Raw genomic sequence first — 18,308 nt, forward strand, 5'->3', positions numbered from 1 at the left:
CCCCCCTCTCCGTCAACCATATAGAGGCCCGAAGTTCGAGCAGGCGCGGTAATCGGCGCTCTCCGCGTTGTCCGTGCCGAACAGCGACCAAGCCTTCGGCCGGAAAATCCGCTCCTCGGCTACGTTATGCATGTTCACCGGGATCCGCAGCATCGAGGCGAGCGTGATCAAGTCGGCGCCGATGTGGCCGTAGCTGATCGAGCCGTGATTGGCGCCCCAGTTGTTCATGACTTCGTACACGCTGCGGAAAACGCCTTTTCCGGTCAGAACCGGCGCGAACCAAGTCGTCGGCCACGTCGGGTCGGTCCGCTTGTCGAGCGCGTCATGCACATGGGCCGGCAGGTCGACGGAATATCCTTCGGCGATTTGCAGAACCGGGCCGATGCCCTTGACCATGTTGATCCGCGACATTGTCATCGGCATGCCGCCCCGGGTCAGGAAGTCGGACGAGAAGCCGCCTCCCCGGAAATATTCCACCGACGCCGGGCGCCAGGAGGTCGCCTGCAGGCATTGGCGCGCTTCTTCTTCGCTGATCTCCCAGAACGGCTTCATCGCCGGCTTGCCGTCCCTCGTCTGCTGGCCCGTGCCGTCGAGCGCCGCCGAGCCGGAATTGAGCAAGTGCAGGATGCCGCCTGCAGCCGCGCCTTCCAGCTTGTAACCGGTGACGCGTTCCACCGATTCCGGGCTCCAATACGTTCGGACGTCCGCGAAAATCTGCGCCGTGTTCGTCAGCAAATACCCCATCAGCATGACGACGCCGTTGAGGCTGTCGTTCTCGGTGGCGACGAGATACGGGGCGCGGATGCCGTTCCAGTCGAAGGACGAGTTCAGCATCGCTTCGAGGAAATCCCCGTTCGGAAAATGGTCCGTCCACTGCCGCTGCCCCTGAAAACCCGAGACGATCGCGTTGTGCCCCATCGCTTCCTCGCCGAAGCCGAGCTCCGCGAGGCGCGGGTTGCCGACCATGAGATCGCGGGTGATGATGGCCATTTTCACGACCGTTTCCCACTCCCGGTCTTTGCGCTCCCGGGACGTTTGCAGGTGGGCCGGGTTGTTGTCCGGCCCTTCCTTGCAGTTCCCCTTCACCCAGGCCAGCGCCCGCTCGAACTCCTCCGCATCATAGATGCCTTCGTCCATCCGGCGGATGAACTCGCTCATGTCGACGTACTCGTTGCGCATGCCCAGATAGTCCTGGAAGAACGAATCGTTCACGACGGAACCGGCGATGCCCATGGACACCGAACCCATGGACAAATACGATCGGCCCCGCATGATCGCCGCGGCTAGACCGGCTTTCGCGAACGCCAGCAATTTGCCCCGGACGTCCTCCGGCACGCTCGTGTCGCCGGCGTCTTGCACCTGCTCACCGTAGATGCCGAACGCAGGCAACCCTTTTTGCGCGTAACCGGCAAGCGCAGCCGCCAGGTAAACGGCGCCGGGACGCTCGGTTCCGTTAAAACCCCACACGGCTTTCGGAATCGAAGGATCCATGTCGATCGTTTCCGTGCCGTAACACCAGCAAGGCGTGACCGTGATCGATAACCCTACGCCCGCTTTGGCGAATTTCGCGGCGCAAGCCGCCGCTTCCGCCACGCCTCCGATCGTGCCGTCCGCGATGACGCACTCCACCGGGGATCCGTCGGGATACCTCAAGTTTTCCGAAATCAGCTCGGCCGTCGCCTTGGCCATGTTCATCGTCTGCGCTTCCAGCGACTCCCGCACGCCTTGGCGCCTCCCGTCGATCGTCGGCCGGATGCCGACCTTCGGAAACGCGCCTCTCCACCGAGTCTGAATGTCCGCCATGAATGAAGCCTCCTTAATCCACAAAATGAAAGCGTTTAAAATGTTATCGGTAACTCTAACCTAACAAGGAATTCAGTTGCTGTCAATCCCCGCCTTCGGTACAATGAATATACGGAATTTCCACAAGGAGCGACACGCATGGTGACCATATACGACATCGCGGAGCGGGCCAACGTCTCTGCGATGACGGTGTCGAGAGTTATCAATAACACCGGGAAGATCAGCGAGAAAACGCGCGCTCGGGTCAAACGCGTCATGGAAGAGATGAACTACGTCCCGAACCAGAACGCCCGAAGCTTGGTGCTCCAGGAAACGCGCACCTTGTTCCTGCTGATCACCGACATCACCAATCCGTTCTATACGACGTTGGCCAGGGGAGCGGAAGACGCCGCCATTCATAACGGCTATCGGCTCCTGTTCGGCAACAGCGACGAAAGCCTCGACAAGGAAAGCGAATACGTACAGACCATCCTTTCTACCCGCGTGGACGGGGTCCTGGTCGCGCCGGCCGGCGATCCTTCCCTGCCGCATCTGGAGAAGCTGCGGCAGCACAAAGTGCCCTTCGTCTTGCTGGACCGCGAGGTTCCGGGCATCGAATGCGACCTCGTGCTCGGCGACAGCAAGGAAGGCTGCCGCAAGCTGGTGGAGCATCTAATCGAACGCGGACACCGGAAAATCGCGATGATCAACGGATCGTCGTCGGTTTCCAGCGCGCGGCTTCGGCTTCAGGGGTTTATGGAGGCGCTGAAGCTGAACGATATGCCGTTTGACCTTGCGGACATTCACGAAGCCAGCTTCGGACCGCGCTCCGACCTGTCCGGAATCGAAGCGTGGCTGGACGGCATGCCCGAGCTGCCGAGCGCCATCGTAGCCGGCAACAACGTGCTGGCGCTGGAAGTGCTGAGCGTGCTTCGCAAGCGCGGGCTCGCCGTGCCTGACCAGCTGTCGCTGGTCTGCTTCGACGATTTCGGCCCTTACGCCGAGTACGACCCGTTCATCACGGTGGTCGCACAGCAGGCATACCAATTCGGGTATCTCGGCATGCAGCTGCTGATCGAACGGATCCGGAAACGCGAACAAGCCGGGCCTTGGAAAAAAATCGTGCTGCCGGCCGAGCTCGTCGTCCGCCGTTCGGTGGCGGATATCCGAGGAACGCCGACTTGACGCCGTCAATCCGTATCCGATTCCTATACGAAAAGGACCTCGAATTCCACAACATAAAGTGGAAAAGAGGTCCTTTTTCATGTAAGCGGCACGGCGGGTTATTTCGCGACGATCCGCAATAGCCTGTCGATCTCGTCCTTCCAATATCCGGGCGCGGATGGGATCTCTTGCAGCATGAGGCCGGTGACGACTGAAAAGTAGAGAAACAACTGTTTTCGCGGATCGCCTTCGAGAAATTCCCCCGTTTCCTGGCCTTTGCGGAAGATCGGAACGAAGGGATCGATCGTCTCGTCCGGAGAAATCCGCTCCAAGTGTTGCTTCGCCTGCGGCGGCACGTCTTCGGAGGCCATCGCCTGCTGAATCAACATGAAGTACGCTTTATGGTCTTCGTCCAGCATGCGTAACGTGAAAGCTTTCAGCTGATCTTTCGGCGTTCCGGGCAGCCGGTTCAAGTTCCGGATCGCCGACAACGTTTCTTCTACCGCTTCGCGGACCAGCAGCGTGAAGATTTCTTCCTTAGAAGAGAAATAGCGGTAGGAGAGCCCTTGGCTGATGCCCGCTTCGGCCGCGATCGCGCTCATTTTCGTTCCGCTTAAGCCTTGTTTGGCAAACACTTTCAGAGCCGCGCGCTTAATCTGGTCTCTACGCTCATCCGGCGCGTTGTCCGTTCGGGGTTCCTCGGCCATCTTCATCTGATCATCACGCTCCGTTTGCTTGCGAGTGCAGCGTCCCCGCTTGTTCCTCGCTGACGGCCCAAAGACGGCGGGCAGCGTCCGAATCCCGGGCGGCCGGGGACGGGACCGCGATTTGCTTGTCTTTATAATAGCATCCGTTGTTTCGCTCCGTCATCCCGTCCGAGTCCGCCAGCCACACCAAGGTCTCGGCCCCCTGTTCGGGGCTGCGGGAAAACCGCTTCATCGCCGCCATCGTCGCTCGAGCCATCCAACCGTTCTCCTGGTTGAAGTTGGTCGCCACCAGTCCCGGATCGAAGCAGGCGGCCTTTACCCCGGTTCCTTCCAAACGTCTGCCCAATTCGGCCGTGAACAAGACGTTGGCCAGCTTGGTTTCGCCATAACGCAGGTTGGCCCCGCCCATCAGCATCCCAAGCGCGCCGAACCGCTTTTTCGCGCTCAAATCCTCGAAGTCGATTCCCTTCCTTGCCATTTTGTGTCCATGCGATGCGGTCGTGATGATCCGGGCGTCGCCTGCTTCCTTCAGCCGATCCAACAGCAGGTTCGTCAACAGGAACGGCGCCAGATGATTGACGGCCCACGTCATTTCGATCCCTTCTTCGGTCAGGATCCGCTTGACGTACATCGCTCCGGCGTTATTGATCAGCACGTCGATCCTCGGCCATTTCGCCGATATTTCCGCCGCCGCCCGGCGAATGGACGATTGAGAGGCCATGTCGGCCACGAATACGTCCACGGTAACACCGCCGCCTGCCGCCGATCGAAGCATAGCCGCGACCTCGTTCGCTTTCTCCCGGTTGCGCGCGACAATGCCCAAATTCGCGCCGCGAGCCGCCAGCTCCTTCGCGGCCGCTAGACCGATGCCGCTCGTAGCTCCCGTAATCAAGACGTTCTTGCCGTTTACCGTCCACTTCCCGTTTTTATCCGTCCGCATTTGAATCTTCCTTTCCTCAATTAGTGAATGAATGGTTCATTCATTTACGTACATCATAATTCCGTTGTGATCAACTGTCAACCCTCGAACGTCATGATTTGATGCAGCCCGCTTCACGGCTTGTCCTCCGCAGCATCGGAAGGTAAACTGGTCATAAATCGAATAAGGGGGCTTCTCCATGTCGAGAATCTACTGGTATCAAGGTCGTTTCCTGGCCGATAACGAAGTGCGGATCTCTCCGGAGGATCGGGGCTACTATTTCGGAGACGGCGTGTACGAAGTGTTCCGGGTGTACGGCGGCCGGCTGTTCGAAGCGGAAGCGCACCTCGCCCGGCTGCGGCGAAGCGCCGCGGGCGTACGCCTCCCGCTCCCCCATGCCGACGAGGAATGGCTTCGGAATCTGAACGAGCTCGTTCGCTTGAACTCCCTGCAAGAAGGAACCGTCTACTTGCAAATCACCCGGGGTACCGCGCCTCGCAATCATCTGTTCCCGCCGCAAGCCGAGCCTGTGGTCATGGCTTATTGTACGGATGTCAAAAGGCCGCTGTCCGCGATGGAAGCCGGTTACGCCGCCATCACCCTCCCGGACACGCGCTGGCTGCACTGCGATTACAAGACGCTGAACCTGCTGGCGAACGTGCTGGCCAAGCAGGCCGCGGCCGACCGCGGCGCCGCCGACGCCATCCTGCACCGGGACGGCACGGTCACCGAGAGCAGCGCCTCCAACGTCATGATCGTCAAGGACGGCCGGCTGGTCACCCATCCGGCCAACCATCTGATCCTGCACGGCGTGACGCGCGCGGTGGTGCTGAGACTCGCGGCCCAGACCGAAATTCCGGCCGAGGAACGCCCCTTCGCGCTCGAAGAGCTGTTCGCCGCGGACGAAGTGCTGCTGACCGGGACCACGATCGAGGTCATGCCGGTCATCTCCGTGGACGGTAAGCCGATCGGCAGCGGCCGTCCCGGCCCGATCACCCGAAGACTGCAGCGGGAATTCGAAGACCTCATCTCCTCTTGATAGCCCGTGTCCCGAACTCGCATAACCAAAACGCCTCTCGCTGACCGCGTCAACCGTGGCAGCGAAAGGCGTTTTTTACTTGCGGAATCGTATGAATCCCGTTAGGAACGGTCGGCCAAATAGGCTTCGAGCTGATCGAAAGTTCCTCCGAAGCCCTCCCGCATGGAGTCGAACATGCCTTCAAAAAAGCTTCTCTCCTCCTCCGTTGCGTTGACCGGTTCGCTGCATAAAGTCATGATCGTCATTCCGTTATTCTCGAGAAAGGTGACCTCATTGCGTATTTCCAGCGGGATCAAATCGCTGAACGGAGCCCGGACGATGTTGCCCGCCTCGTCGGAAAAGCTGTTGTTCCATACGATTCTTTCCGAAACCTCGATTTCCCGGTACACGAATTTCCCCCACATTCGATGTCCGTCGGAAGATTGCATGCGGTAGTGGAAATAACCGCCCGGACGGAAATCCAGATGCGCGACATCGATTTCGAAACCTTTCGGCCCCCACCACCGCTTCAAATGTTCGACTTCGGACCATGCCTTGAATACAAGCTCGCGCGGCGCATGGAGCGTGCGCGTGAGAATAAGCGTTTTCCCTTCCGAACCCTCCGGCATCTCCAAATCCTCCATTCGTCAGTGATCAACCTCCGAATTAAATATACCTCATTTAGAATATACCAGTAAAGGAATATTTTGAAGCGAATAAAGGGTACCTTTCGGTACCCACTCGGCCGGCGTTTCATAACGAAGCTTTCGAATCCCGGACGATTCCTGCCTTCCGCAAGCGCACTGCGGATCACCGTTTCGGAAGCGATTCGACGAACGTATCCGACAGCCCCATCAGCTTCATGACGTAGTCGTAATCCGCCCTATATTTCGAAATATCGGCGACCGGCTGCAGCGTATCGAGCGAGATGGCCGTACCGTCGTCGAACGATTTGCCCGGCACGAACATGACCTCGTTGTTGAAGAACGATCCGGTCGGCAAGTAATAGCGCATGCCGAACACGTTTTTCACGGTGTTGAGCAGATCGTGCCCGAACGCGGTGTAATTCTCGTCCTTCAGCGACACGCCCAGCAGGTTCGCGACGGTCGGCATGATGTCGACTTGGCCGCCCGCGGTCTTGATCACCTTCGGGGCGGCGCCGGGCGCATGGACGATCAGCGGGATATTGAAGCGGCTGATCCTTTCCTGATACGTGATATCGAGCTTCCGGCTCACGTCCTCCGGCTTGTTGTCCTGCGGCTGCAGGCCGAAATGGTCGCCGTAGATGACCAGCATCGTGTTGTCGTACAGCCCGTTCGCTTTCAGCGCCTTAATCAGCTCGCCGATCGCGTAATCCGTGTAATGGACGGCTTGCAGATAGTCGCCGAGCTGGGTGCCTTCCATGTCCGCCGGCAGCTTCAGCCACTGCTTATCCTTCGGAATCTTGAACGGGTGGTGGCTCGAAGCGGTGATCATTTGGATGTAAAACGGCTTGTTCTCATTTTTCAGCTCGACCATCCGGTTGACCGCGGTTTTGTAGAGTTCCTCGTCCGATGCCCCGAAGGCGTTGAAATGGTCATCGTTGAAATACGGCTTGTCGAAATACTTGTCGAAACCGAGCGCCGGATACAGCTTGTTGCGGTCCCAGAACGTCACGTCGTTGACGTGGAACGTCTCCGCCGCGTAACCGCGTTTCTCCAGCAGCTTCGGAAGGCTCGGAATCGCGCGGTCCCCGTAGCCGGTCGACATCGCGACTTTCGCCGTCGGATAGATCGACGTGTTGGACATGAACTCGGCGTCGGACGTGTTCCCCTGCCCGATTTGCTGGAAGAAATGCGGAAAATAATAGCTTTGGTCCGCGAGCCCGTTCAGCACCGGGGTGATCTCCTGGCCATCCAGCTGCAAGCGGATCGGGAAGTTCTGGAACGCCTCCATCTGGATAACGATGACGTTTTTACCCTTCATGGCGCCGAAACCCTCGGGAGCCGTCTCCGTCGTTTGCAAGTCCGGATTGGAAGACGCCAGCTGCCCGACCTGCTCGGTCAGTTTGCCTACGTCGATGTTTTTCACTTTGGCGGCGGCTTCCTGCGCTTTCAGCGCCGCGGAAACCTGGTAGTTGAGGAAACCGACGTCCTCGGCCTGCGCCAGCTCGTTCTCGATGGACCGCGAATTGTGGATGTACAGGTACGAACCGAACAAGCCGAGCACGGTCAAGGCGATGACGCCGAGCTTCCAAGTGCGGCTCGTCCGCCCGGCCTCGACGCCCGTGCCCCGTATCCTGCCGATCAGCCACGCGATCGCCATGACGAGCACGTCCGCGAAAAACAGGAAGTTTTGCCAATGGATCGTCGCCTTGACGCTGTCCTTGACCCCTCCGACCTGATGAAGCTCGTTCAAGGCCGAATACGTCGGGATCGTGCTGAAGTAATTAAAATACAGCGTAGAAGCGAACAACAGCAGCGAAACGACGAAATTGACCGCCCAGAGCACGTATTTCTTCGATTTGTCCGGTGAGATCGTATCGAACAGGCCGACGAGGACCAGAATCGACGCGAGGTCTGCCGGCACTTGCGCCCAAGCGATATGATCGAACAGAAAATATCGGAACAACAGCGCCTTCAGAAACAGCAGCACCGCCGCGGCCGCGAAAGGCAGCAGCCCGGAGCGCTTGGCTAAACCCGAGAAATTCATTTTCCGACCTGCCTTTGCCTGATGATTGTCAAACTCGTATAAACTGTATGTTAACACGAAATTAAACTTTTTCAAAAACGGCGCAAACGAAAACCCCCGGAGATGCCCCGGAGGTTTCCACGCGTTTCCTATTCGACCTTCGGCTCGAAAGCCTTATGGTAACAGCGCCGGCATACCGGCTTGTAATCTTCGTTGCCGCCGATCTGGATCTGTTCGCCTTCGTTCACCGGAACGCCGTCCCGGAACCGGATGACCATCGTCGCCTTGCGGTCGCAGTACCAGCAGATCGTCTTGATTTCCTCGATTTTATCCGCGTAAATGAGCAAATAATAGCTTCCTTCGAACAGCCGGTTCTGGAAATCGTTTTTCAGCCCGAACGCCATGACCGGGATGCCGAGCTCGTCCACCACGCGGGTGAGCTGCAGGATATGCCGCTGTTTCAGAAATTGGGCTTCGTCCACGAGCACGCAATAGACGTTCTTCAGTCCCGGCTCCGGCTGAAACGACTTCACGTATTCGTACAAGTCCGTCTGCTCGTCCACCGGAATCGCCTTCCGGCTCATCCCCGATCGGGACCCGATCCACTCCTTGCCGGCCCGGTCGTCGATGGCGGGCGTAAACAGGATGACCGGCTTGCCCTGCTCCTCGTAATTGTGCGCCACCTTGATGATTTCGAACGATTTGCCGCTGTTCATCGTACCGTATTTGTAATAAAGCTGCGCCAACTGCCGTTCCCTCCATGTCCGCTAGTCACATGCCGAATTTCGCAAGCTGGTCCCATAAACGTTCTTTCCGCAAAATTTCCCGCTGCTTGGGGCCGATCAGGTCGAAGTGCGGAAAAGGCTGCCGATGGTGGATGTACTTCGGATTCAGCCCGTTATCCAGGCACCAATCGGACAACCGCTTGACGTCCGAACAGCCCACCTTGGTCACCGTTCGGCAATCCGGAAAACGGGGCTCGAACCAATAATGGGTCAGAAACGCGATCTCTCCTCGGCCGACCCGCTCTTTCCAGAGCAGAAGCTCCTCTCGTTTGATTCCGAACGCCATCGCGCGGTTCCATCCTTTGTTCATCGGATTCTGTCGATTGCTCTATTATAATGCAGTTCGGCGCTCGGCATAAAGACCAAGGAAGGAAGAAGAAATGAAAAAACAGCCGGCCCTTGCGGGTCGGCTGTTCGCGAATCAGAAAACGATCTGCGACCATTCCGTGTGAATCCGGAAAAAGCTGTCGGGATTATGCTGCTTGAGCGTCTCGATGAAGCTGTGGTTGTGGCTGAGCGCTTTGACCGCCCCGCCGGCTTCATGCATCTGGCGCATCAAGCCGAGCAGGCGTTGCAAGATGTCCTCTTGCAGGAAGCCGATGCCGCCGAAATCCACGACCACGCGAAGGGGTTTGACGAACAGGAAGCCCTGCACGGCGGTTTTCAGTTCGTCCAGCTTCTCTTGGGAAATCCCGCTGCCGATCCGGACGAGGAAGATGCCGTTCCGGTTCTCGATGGCCAGCGGCTCATCGCGCCCGACGGCTTGATTTTCCGTTCCCGGCGCCGGCGCTCCCGATTTGATTTTCAGCACTTCGTCGATCGTTTCCAAAATTTTCTCCACGGTTACGGGTTTAAGGATGTAGTGCTTGGCGCCGTTCTGGATCGCCTCGAACACCATGTTCCGCTGGTCCAGGGCGCTGATCATGATGATGTTGGCTTCGGGATACGTGGCCATGATTTTCTTGACCGCGTCGATGCCGTTCATGACGGGCATCGTGATGTCCATCGTCACGAGGTCCGGCAGCAGCCGCGCGTATTCCCGGTAAGCTTCCACGCCGTCGGACGCTTCGCCGACGATCGTATGGCCGGCTTGCACGAGCATCGATTTCAGGTTTCTCCGCATGATGACGGAGTCGTCCACGATCAGGATTTTTGCCATGCGAGATGACCTCCTAAGAGAATTGGCTTTTCTTCAAAATGACGAACCCGACGCGCAGCTGACCTTCTTCGGAATCCAACAGGCACGTCCAGATTTCCGAATCCGCGTACCTGACGGAGGCCCCCTCCGTGCGGATCGTGACCGGCGGGTCCATCAGGATGAATTCTTCCAGGCTTTGCAGCTGCTTCAGGGAATTGCCGAGGATGACGTTGGCCGCTTCCGCCAGCCCGTCTTCGACGAAGGCGTCCTCTTCTTCCGCCGCCACGCCGCCGATGACCAGATGCTGCAGCAAGGCGCGCGACAGCCGGTCGTCGGCCGTAATGACGAAAATGCCTTCCAGCGCGCCCCTGACGTTGATGAACGTGGTCACTTTGCCGAGCAGCAGCTTGTCTTTTTTCTCCTGCCGCAGCAGCGTCGTCTCCCCGGCTTCCAAGCGGATCGCCGCCTGCTCCCGGAAAAACTGCCCGGTCGCGCGAATAAGCGGATCGATGACGGTCGGCACGCCCAACCGGGGCAGCTCGGAGAGATCCTCCGCCGGCAGCCGGATGCGGAACAGCGTTCCCTGTCCGATCCCCGTCACCACTTCGATGCTGCCGCCCAGCCGAAGCACCTCCGCTTTGACGGACGACAAGCCGATCCCCCTGCCGGACAGCTCCGTGACCTGTTCCTTCGTCGACATTTCATCGCGGAAGATCAGGTCGACCGTTTCTTCCTCGCTCAATGCCGTCATTTCCTCCGCGCTCAGCAAGCCGGCGGCTTGGGCCCTCGCCCGCAGCGCGGCCATGTCGATGCCCCGGCCGTCGTCGGCGATGGAGAGCACGATCCCGCCCGGCTCCTGACAGACCTGGCAGAGGATGTTGGCGTACGCTTCCTTGCCGGTTGCCTCGCGCTCCTCCGCCGTTTCGATGCCGTGGTCGACCGCGTTGCGGAACACGTGAATGAGCGTCCGTCCCAGGTCTCCGTACAAATCCGTATCCGCGAGGAAATCGCCGCCCCGGATTTCGAAACGGTTGACGAACTTCTCCATCCGCGCCGCCAAACCGTCCACGTAATCGGGATACGATTTGAGCAGCTCCTTGAACGGCTTGTACCGAAGCTTCCGCAAATCCGGCAGCAGCGCTTTGCAGTCGACGGGAGACAGCGTGCTGAGCATCTTCTTCTCGATCTCGATCAGCCGGTTCCGTTCGACCATCAGCACGTCCCGGTCTTTCAGGAATTCCTCCCCGACCGTCTCCCGCAGCAGCGCGAGATCCTCGTCCAAGGCACCCCCCAGATCCATTCCGCGGACTTGGGCCTCCCAATCCGAATCGTCACCGGGATTTAGCTTGCCAAGTCTGGAGAGCAGGGACTCCGCCTCGTGCAAGCGTTCCGTCACGCGCCGGAGCCCCCATTGGGAAAACGTCCCCTTGTACGTGTGCAGCAGGCGGAAGACGACGGTCAGCTTGTCCTTGACCGGCTCGCCGCGCGCCGCCAGCTGGCCGAGGTCGGCGCCCAGGAAGCGGCGGAAATCTTTAACGCTCGCGGAGAACTCGGCGTAATCGACCATCACCTTGACGACCATTTTCAAGGTGTTGCGTTCCTCTTCCATTTGCGATTCCAACGCGCGCTTCTCGGTGATGTCCGTCAGCACGACCATGAAAATCTCTTCTCCGGCGTTCTCGGGATCCGGAATGATTTTGTAATCGACATGGACGATCCGGCCGCGGATTTCCGTTTCTTCGAGCAGCAGCGGCATGTAGATCTCGCGTCGCGCGGAGCTCGGTTCCGCCAGCGTTTTGGCGAGGATGTTCCGCATGAAATTCCGCTGCTCCTCGTCGCCCGCCGCGATGAGATCGGCGAAGGAGCTTCCGGCGAGCGGTCCGTCCGGGGAAAGCAGCCTGGCGCACTCGTTGCTGTAAACCGGATGGATGAGCAGGTCCCGGCCGAACGTCAGAAAGCCCTGCCCCGCGTGGTTCAGGATATTGCGCAGCGCCGCTTCCTTCCGTTCGATTTCCTGCTGGGCCCGCTGAATCATCGCTTTGGATTCCATGAGCTCCAGGTTCTGGGCTTCGAGCTCTTCGTTCTGCTCCTCCAGCGTTTGCTTCTGGTTTTGCAGCTGCGCCGCGTAGGAGTTCATTTTCTGCATGATCAAATTCGTCGAGTCGGCGAGCTCTTCGATTTCCCGAAGCGGGCGCTTCAGCTCGACCCGCTGGCCGGCCACGTCTTCGTAGCGGTCTTTGGAAATGCCGCGGATATTGTCGCTCAGCTGCTTCAGCGGCTTCAGGACGGGGATCGAGAACAGCTTGCTGAGCAGCAGCGTGAGCATCGTCATGATGCCGAGCATGAGCAGGAACATGACGAAGGTCAAACCCAGCATGACCGCGGTGATCACGGGGGTGAAGCCGACCTTGACTTGTCCGACGGGCTCGCCTTCCGAATTGAACAAGGGCTTGGCGGACCCCGAATTGTACAAGCGGTCCAAAACTTGAAGGGCATTCTCGGCGGAAGTCTCGCGGGCATTGGAGTAAACCGTCGTGCCTTGAAGCTCGACCTGCACGATGATCATATCGTCGTTTAAGACGTTGCGGTCGGTTTCGGAAAGCCCAAGGTCGCCGGCTTTTTTCGCGTTTTCTTTGCGAAGCGGACCGTCCATGAGGGGAATGAAGTATTGGATTTTGGCCATCCGGTCCATCTTGGCCTTCCAAGCGAGCGCCTCCGGAGAAGCCGGCTTGAATTCTTCCAGCCGCCGGATGTTCATCTGTTCCAGAAATTGCGGGGAATTGATGTCTTCCGCGATCGAAGAGCTGATATACGTGGAGACGGCTTCCATCACCGGCTTGAAAATGACGCCGACGAGCGCGAGCGTGATGCAGGCGAACAAAAACGTGTTGATCATGTTGGACAAATAGAAAAGACGCCTGACTCTGCGTTTCAGCGTCCTGCGGTTGAATCGGCGCGCGGGGGCCGGAAACGGAGGCTGCACCGGCTGCTGAGGCGTGGGGTTCATCGGGACTCACCTGCTTCGTCAATGGGATGTTCCGGCGCCTCCTGCGGTTCGGCCATGCCGGTTATTTCGTATACGTCCACGGCATTTGTCTTGCCCTTCACCTGCACCCGGTCCACCGCACGGATCCGGAAACGGGTCGGATGCCGGAGCCGCTCCCGCGTGAATTCGGACATCAAGATGGCGGTCCCGTATGTCTTGTTGAGGTCTTCCATTCTCGCGGCGAGGTTGACGGCATCGCTGATGACGGTGCCCTCCATCCGGTCTTCGCCGCCGACGATGCCCAGCATCATCGTTCCGGTATTGAGGCCGATGCCGATGCGCAAAGGTTCCTTGCCTTCGGCCTGGCGTCGTTCATTAAAATGTTTCAGCCTATCGACCATCTGGAGCGCGGCGATGACGGCATGGTCCGGGCTGCGGTGGAACAAAGCCATGACGGAGTCGCCCATGTATTTGTCGATAAAGCCGTGGTTGCGGCTGACGATCGGCTCCATGACGTACAGATACGAATTGATCAACCGGAAATTTTCCTCCGGGGTCATCTTCTCCGACATCGCGGTAAACCCGCGGATATCGGAGACGAGAATCGTCATCTCCGTCCGGACGTGGTCGCCGAGCTTCACCTCGGTGATGCTCGACTTCTGCAGGAAGCTGATGAAATCTTTCGGAACGAACCGCTGATAGGCTTGCGTAAGCGCCTGCTGGGCCAGCTTCGCCTGCCGTTCCTCCTCGTAGCCCTGCTCCAGGTTGTCTACGTTTTTCAGGAGCATCCGATTCATGAGGATCATTTGGCGGAATGCGTCGGCAATCGCCGGCTCCGCGTCCTTGAGTTTCTCTTCGGGAATCCGGTCCAGGACGAAGCCCTCCGAAATATCTTCCAGCGTCGAGCGGAAATAGGCGAGCGGTTCGTCGATCCGGCGCTTGGTCAGCTTGTTCAGTCGATAGAGAGAATAGCCGGCTGCGGCTGCAGACAACCCGAGCATCGCGGCCATCGCGAACCGATTCGACAACGGCGCCGAAGGCATAAGCGCGACATAGAGCCCGAATACGACCGGCGGGAGAATCGCCAGCACGGCTCCCAGGCGGATGATCTCGGCCCGGAAGCCGTCCGCTGGCCGAAGGACGCTCATTCGGTTTCCCCTTCCGCCGAGATCGGTACGGACAGCGCGCCCCGCAACGCATCGGCCAACGGCTCTTGCCGGGCGCTGACCGAAACTTGGCCGCCGGCTCCGCGGATCGCGCGGATCAGCGATTCGAGAGCGGAGCCCAGTTCGGGGCGGCAACGTTCCGCGTCTCCGAACCGGAACGCGAGATCGAGCGGCTTCACGAATAAGAGGCCTTGGACGGCGGCCTGCAGCTCGGGGTACGGACCCGGTCGCATCGGATCCAGCAGCCGGACGGAGAATTGCCCGTTCCGGTTATCGACGCGGAAATATTCCACGGAGGCCGAAACGGAAGTTTCGCCCGTGCCGGTTGACCGACCCGAAGGCGCCTCCGCGGCTTCGCCGAGGATCCGGCCGACCGCGGCGAGCAGCTTGTCCGCCGTGATCGGCTTGATCAAGTATTGCTTGGCGCCGTTCTCCATCGCCTCGAACAGCATGCTGCGCTGATCGAACGCGCTGATGACGAGAATCCGCGCTCCCGGATCTTCCCTCACGATCCGTTTCACGGCCTCGAGCCCGTCCATGACCGGCATCGTGATGTCCATCGTCACCAGATCCGGGCGGTGCCTGCGGTACGCCGCCAGCGCCTCCTCCCCGTTGGCGGCTTCCGCCGCGACGGCGTAGCCCGCTTGGGTCAAAATTGCGTTCAGGTTTCTTCTCATGATGGGGGAGTCGTCGGTGACGAGTATGCGTTTCAAAGGGGAGCCTCTCTTCCATATCTTGTCTCTCCATTGTATATGGCCCGACAAGAAGTGACAATCTTCCAGCGCGCAAAAAAACCGCCATCTTCCGACGGCGGGTGAGACGCGGAAACAGATTCCGCTGCGATGATAAGAGCTTTCCGTTTATTGCCGGAGCAGCCGTTCCCCGGCGAACTCCGGTTCCCGGCGCGAGGGGATCCGTCACCCCGCGTAAACGAGCACGCCTCGCTTGGATCCTCTCTTGATCTGGTACATGGCGGCATCCGCCCGCTGGATGTAATCCTGCAGAGAATCGGCCTCCAGGCAAACCCCGATGGACGCGGAAACCTGAAGCAGTGCGCGCCCGATCCGCAATGGCCGCGACAGGCGTACCAGCAGCTGATCGACCGCCTGCAAAGCCGTCTCTTCCACGCCGTTCGGAATGATGATGACGAATTCGTCTCCGGCGTAGCGGAAGGCAAGTGCGCCGTATGGGGCGGTCACTTCCCGAAGCATGCCGCCCACCTCGCGGAGCACTTCGTCGCCGGTGTCGCGGCCGTACCGGTCGTTAATGCGCTGAAAATCGTCCAGATCCAAAAATACGACGGCTTTCGGAGCCTGGCTCGGGAGAAGATAATAAAGCGCTTCCGCGTATTTCCTGCGGTAAACCCCGGTCAGCTCGTCGAATTTGATCCTGTCTTCCGCCTCGATCAACCGGCCGATGAGTTCGGCCATCCGCTCCAGCAGGTGGGCGTCGTCCCTTTGAAACGCGCGCTTGCGGTCCAAAGCGCAAATCTGGCCGAAAACGCGGTTTTTCCCGAGAACGATAGGAAAAGCCATCCGGTGGGAGGCGCGGCCGTTCACCAGGCTTTCCATGTCCGCAAGAGAAAGCGTTGCTCCCTCCTCGACCAGTTTTTCCCCGGAGTTCCATGCGCTTAGGATCAAGTAGGATTCACCCGACAGCGCAGCCAGGAAGAAGGTATTGCACGGGATGATTTCATGCAGGGTGAGAAAAAAGCTGTTTACGGCCTCACGCAGCAGATGGTATTCCGACGTTGGATTCTGGAAACCTGCTCTCATGTGGAATTCCCCTTATCCGATATGCTTGGCCGAAAATAGAAAAGCCCATCCCGAGAAGAATGGACAGGTGGAGCCCTGCCATTTTCGGCAACCCAGCCGCCATAGAATGTCCTTAGGCCTGTGGTTTTGCGCCCTTGCCTTTCGGCAAGTTTGCCCTTTCGTATGGCCATTGCAATCGAAATGATATTGGAAACTCAGCCGTTCTATCTTTACCCCCGATCGGTCGGTTTTGAATCAAGGCTTGTCAGCGAACTCGATAAACTCGCCGGGATGGTTCCGGATTCGGGTTGCGATCCGTCGACGCAGCTCGGGCACTTGCTGTTGAAAAGTTCGGAAAGCCTCGGCGAAAGGGGCCGCCAGTCGGGAATCGGTGTAAATGAAGGTAGAGGGAGAGTCGTCTTCCTGGCCGGATTCCGGGTCAGAAGGTTCGCGCGAGGCCCGTTCGACCGCTTCCAGCGCGTTCAGGACCGATCCGCCGCCGAACGACGCCAGCGCACGCTTGATACCGGACCACAGGTTGTCGCGCGGCAGAAAGTAAGAGGTCCACCATCTGAAATCGTCGGCCGATTTCGTGGCGTGAAGTTCGTAGATGCGGTAGAAAAGCAAGTCTCTCTGAGGCGGGGTTAGCCATTCCAGTCGATCCGCCCGTACTTCGCCATCCGACATGTCCGCCGATCGGACCGTCTCGAACGCCGATTGGGCGCATGCAGCGATCAATGCGTCGTCATCCATCGATTGGAACGCCTGATTGTCCAGCTTGGTCAGCAAGGAGTTCACTCTCCTCCAGCAGGACGGTCAAGCCGCCGCGAGGCTGCCTTCAGTGTACCAAAGTCAGCCCCCCGATGGCAATCGTCTCCTAAAACGCCCAATTTCCTTTGCGGAATATCGGCTCCCGGTTACCGTCCGCGAATTCGCCGTCGATATCCAAATTTTCCGAACCGATCATGAAATCGACATGCGTAAGGCTGACGTTAAGACCCGCTGCTTGCCTCTCTTCCACGCTCATGGCTACGCCATTCTCCAGGCAGAACGGAAACGCTTGCCCGATGGCCAAGTGGCAAGAAGCGTTCTCGTCGTATAACGTCTGGTAAAAAATCAGGTTCGACTCGGAGATCGGGGATCGATGGGGGACAAGCGCGACTTCGCCCAAATGCAAAGCTCCCTCGTCGACTTCCAGCATCGCCTTCAGCGCATCCTGGCCTTTCTCCGCCCGGTAATCCGTCACGCGGCCGTTCTCGAAAGTCAGCGTGAAATTCTCGATGACGTTGCCCCGGTAACTGAGCGGCTTCGTGCTCGTGACGTATCCGCTGGTTCCGTCCCGACGGGGGGACGTGAACACTTCCTCCGTCGGGATGTTCGGAAGAAACGGAACCCCGCGCTCCGTGACGGCCGACCCTCCGGCCCAAACATGGCCTGCCGGAAGCTCGACCGTAAGTTCCGTGCCCGGCGCCCGGTAAATCAGTTTCCGGTACTGCTTGCGGGTCAGGATCTCCCTGCGGCGGTGGAGCGACGCGTCGTGTTCTTGCCAATCGCGGACCGGATCTTCTCCATCCGCTCTGGCGGTTTTCAGAATCGCATCCCACAAGGCGTCTACCGCCTTCTGACTATCAAGCCCGGGAAATACCTTCGCGGCCCACGCGGGCGAAGGGACGCCGACGATGGCCCAGGAAATTTTATTCGATGTCGTGTACCCGCGCCATTTGGCAAGCGCTTGTCCGGAAGCTTTGGAGAAAGCGGCGATTCTCCCGGCCGGCGTTTCCTTCAGAAGCTCGGGGTCGCTGGATATGATGGACAAATACGCACCGTTGTCCTCGGCGTTCTCCTCCAGCGCCTTCACGCGCCAGGACGGATACTGCCCGAATATCTCGTCGGGCGCCATCTTGTATTTCAGTTGCGTGACCGCGTCGTCGTACCATTCCACTTGGACGTCTTTCGCTCCGGCTTCGTAACATTTGCGAACGACCGACCGCACGAACTCGGGCGCGTGAATCGGAGCATGGATCCAGACCGGTTGTCCGGGCTGCACGTTCAATCCCACTCGCACGGCGATCTCCGCATACTGTTCAATTTTGGCATTCCGTTCAAGTCCCATCGAGGATCCTCCCATTTGGGGAAATACATGATTTTGTTTTCGGGTGAAGCACCTTCATCTTACACGCCGACGAACGGTGATTTCAACCGAAGCCGTCATCGCTTCC

The 18,308-nt window shown here is 58.9% G+C and carries 16 protein-coding genes and 1 riboswitch; of the genes, 2 read left to right on the forward strand and 14 right to left on the reverse strand.

The annotated features are described in order from the left end of the window. Positions 1 to 12: 12 nt before the first annotated feature. Entirely contained in the window at positions 13 to 1,803 is a 1,791-nt protein-coding gene (locus tag PTZ19_RS02095; protein WP_276352073.1) for an L-fucose isomerase, read from the reverse strand. Between the two features lie 138 nt (positions 1,804 to 1,941). On the opposite strand from PTZ19_RS02095, the gene PTZ19_RS02100 reads away from it, so the two are divergent. Continuing rightward, positions 1,942 to 2,967 (forward strand): LacI family DNA-binding transcriptional regulator, encoded by a 1,026-nt coding sequence (locus PTZ19_RS02100; protein ID WP_276352075.1) that lies wholly within the window; start codon positions 1,942 to 1,944, stop codon positions 2,965 to 2,967. 98 nt (positions 2,968 to 3,065) lie between these two features. Here the strand turns inward: PTZ19_RS02100 and PTZ19_RS02105 are convergent, their stop codons facing one another. Further along, positions 3,066 to 3,659: a TetR/AcrR family transcriptional regulator gene (locus tag PTZ19_RS02105; RefSeq protein WP_276352077.1), complete on the reverse strand. Its 594-nt coding sequence runs from the start codon at positions 3,657 to 3,659 to the stop codon at positions 3,066 to 3,068. Positions 3,660 to 3,666: 7 nt separating this feature from the next. Then, positions 3,667 to 4,593 (reverse strand): SDR family NAD(P)-dependent oxidoreductase, encoded by a 927-nt coding sequence (locus tag PTZ19_RS02110; protein ID WP_276352079.1) that lies wholly within the window; start codon positions 4,591 to 4,593, stop codon positions 3,667 to 3,669. A 178-nt stretch (positions 4,594 to 4,771) separates the two neighbouring features. Here PTZ19_RS02110 and dat point away from each other — a divergent pair, with 178 nt between their 5' ends. After that, a complete protein-coding gene (dat, locus tag PTZ19_RS02115) occupies positions 4,772 to 5,611 on the forward strand; it encodes a D-amino-acid transaminase (RefSeq protein WP_276352080.1) in 840 nt (279 codons plus the stop codon). Positions 5,612 to 5,712: 101 nt separating this feature from the next. Here the strand turns inward: dat and PTZ19_RS02120 are convergent, their stop codons facing one another. The 11 genes from PTZ19_RS02120 to PTZ19_RS02170 all read right to left on the reverse strand — a co-directional run bounded on the left by PTZ19_RS02120 (position 5,713) and on the right by PTZ19_RS02170 (position 18,202). Further along, positions 5,713 to 6,219, reverse strand: a complete 507-nt coding sequence (locus PTZ19_RS02120; RefSeq protein ID WP_276352082.1) for an SRPBCC family protein — start codon at positions 6,217 to 6,219, stop codon at positions 5,713 to 5,715. A gap of 181 nt (positions 6,220 to 6,400) precedes the next feature. Further along, positions 6,401 to 8,281 (reverse strand): LTA synthase family protein, encoded by a 1,881-nt coding sequence (locus PTZ19_RS02125; protein ID WP_276352084.1) that lies wholly within the window; start codon positions 8,279 to 8,281, stop codon positions 6,401 to 6,403. A 128-nt stretch (positions 8,282 to 8,409) separates the two neighbouring features. After that, a complete protein-coding gene (locus PTZ19_RS02130; protein ID WP_276352086.1) occupies positions 8,410 to 9,006 on the reverse strand; it encodes a thymidine kinase in 597 nt (198 codons plus the stop codon). Between the two features lie 25 nt (positions 9,007 to 9,031). Continuing rightward, positions 9,032 to 9,331 carry a hypothetical protein gene (locus PTZ19_RS02135; protein WP_276352089.1) on the reverse strand — a complete coding sequence of 100 codons (300 nt, stop codon included), beginning with the start codon at positions 9,329 to 9,331 and terminating at the stop codon, positions 9,032 to 9,034. 135 nt (positions 9,332 to 9,466) lie between these two features. Then, positions 9,467 to 10,204 (reverse strand): response regulator, encoded by a 738-nt coding sequence (locus PTZ19_RS25300; protein WP_339329283.1) that lies wholly within the window; start codon positions 10,202 to 10,204, stop codon positions 9,467 to 9,469. A gap of 13 nt (positions 10,205 to 10,217) precedes the next feature. Beyond that, positions 10,218 to 13,190: an ATP-binding protein gene (locus PTZ19_RS02145; RefSeq protein WP_276352091.1), complete on the reverse strand. Its 2,973-nt coding sequence runs from the start codon at positions 13,188 to 13,190 to the stop codon at positions 10,218 to 10,220. Continuing rightward, complete coding sequence (locus PTZ19_RS02150) at positions 13,187 to 14,317, reverse strand: adenylate/guanylate cyclase domain-containing protein (protein ID WP_276352094.1); 1,131 nt, start codon at positions 14,315 to 14,317, stop codon at positions 13,187 to 13,189. Before PTZ19_RS02150 ends, PTZ19_RS02145 begins: the two co-directional genes overlap by 4 nt. Beyond that, positions 14,314 to 15,048, reverse strand: a complete 735-nt coding sequence (locus PTZ19_RS02155; RefSeq protein WP_276352098.1) for a response regulator — start codon at positions 15,046 to 15,048, stop codon at positions 14,314 to 14,316. Before PTZ19_RS02155 ends, PTZ19_RS02150 begins: the two co-directional genes overlap by 4 nt. Positions 15,049 to 15,252: 204 nt before the next feature. Beyond that, complete coding sequence (locus PTZ19_RS02160) at positions 15,253 to 16,110, reverse strand: GGDEF domain-containing protein (RefSeq protein ID WP_276352100.1); 858 nt, start codon at positions 16,108 to 16,110, stop codon at positions 15,253 to 15,255. Positions 16,111 to 16,193: 83 nt separating this feature from the next. Further along, positions 16,194 to 16,275, reverse strand: a riboswitch (cyclic di-GMP riboswitch). Between the two features lie 69 nt (positions 16,276 to 16,344). After that, positions 16,345 to 16,878 carry a hypothetical protein gene (locus PTZ19_RS02165; protein ID WP_276352102.1) on the reverse strand — a complete coding sequence of 178 codons (534 nt, stop codon included), beginning with the start codon at positions 16,876 to 16,878 and terminating at the stop codon, positions 16,345 to 16,347. Positions 16,879 to 16,966: 88 nt separating this feature from the next. After that, positions 16,967 to 18,202: an aminopeptidase gene (locus tag PTZ19_RS02170; protein WP_276352104.1), complete on the reverse strand. Its 1,236-nt coding sequence runs from the start codon at positions 18,200 to 18,202 to the stop codon at positions 16,967 to 16,969. Positions 18,203 to 18,308 lie beyond the last annotated feature (106 nt).

Origin of the sequence: Cohnella caldifontis (assembly GCF_029360585.1) — a bacterium.
Lineage (GTDB): Bacteria > Bacillota > Bacilli > Paenibacillales > Paenibacillaceae > Cohnella > Cohnella caldifontis.

Bases quoted from the DNA above. Each gene is read 5' to 3' on its own strand.
- PTZ19_RS02095 (WP_276352073.1), bottom strand. From the start codon at position 1,803: ATGGCGGACATTCAGACTCGGTGGAGAGGCGCGTTTCCGAAGGTCGGC.
- PTZ19_RS02100 (WP_276352075.1), top strand. From the start codon at position 1,942: ATGGTGACCATATACGACATCGCGGAGCGGGCCAACGTCTCTGCGATG.
- PTZ19_RS02105 (WP_276352077.1), bottom strand. From the start codon at position 3,659: ATGAAGATGGCCGAGGAACCCCGAACGGACAACGCGCCGGATGAGCGT.
- PTZ19_RS02110 (WP_276352079.1), bottom strand. From the start codon at position 4,593: ATGCGGACGGATAAAAACGGGAAGTGGACGGTAAACGGCAAGAACGTC.
- dat (WP_276352080.1), top strand. From the start codon at position 4,772: ATGTCGAGAATCTACTGGTATCAAGGTCGTTTCCTGGCCGATAACGAA.
- PTZ19_RS02120 (WP_276352082.1), bottom strand. From the start codon at position 6,219: ATGCCGGAGGGTTCGGAAGGGAAAACGCTTATTCTCACGCGCACGCTC.
- PTZ19_RS02125 (WP_276352084.1), bottom strand. From the start codon at position 8,281: ATGAATTTCTCGGGTTTAGCCAAGCGCTCCGGGCTGCTGCCTTTCGCG.
- PTZ19_RS02135 (WP_276352089.1), bottom strand. From the start codon at position 9,331: ATGGCGTTCGGAATCAAACGAGAGGAGCTTCTGCTCTGGAAAGAGCGG.
- PTZ19_RS25300 (WP_339329283.1), bottom strand. From the start codon at position 10,204: ATGGCAAAAATCCTGATCGTGGACGACTCCGTCATCATGCGGAGAAAC.
- PTZ19_RS02145 (WP_276352091.1), bottom strand. From the start codon at position 13,190: ATGAACCCCACGCCTCAGCAGCCGGTGCAGCCTCCGTTTCCGGCCCCC.
- PTZ19_RS02150 (WP_276352094.1), bottom strand. From the start codon at position 14,317: ATGAGCGTCCTTCGGCCAGCGGACGGCTTCCGGGCCGAGATCATCCGC.
- PTZ19_RS02160 (WP_276352100.1), bottom strand. From the start codon at position 16,110: ATGAGAGCAGGTTTCCAGAATCCAACGTCGGAATACCATCTGCTGCGT.
- PTZ19_RS02170 (WP_276352104.1), bottom strand. From the start codon at position 18,202: ATGGGACTTGAACGGAATGCCAAAATTGAACAGTATGCGGAGATCGCC.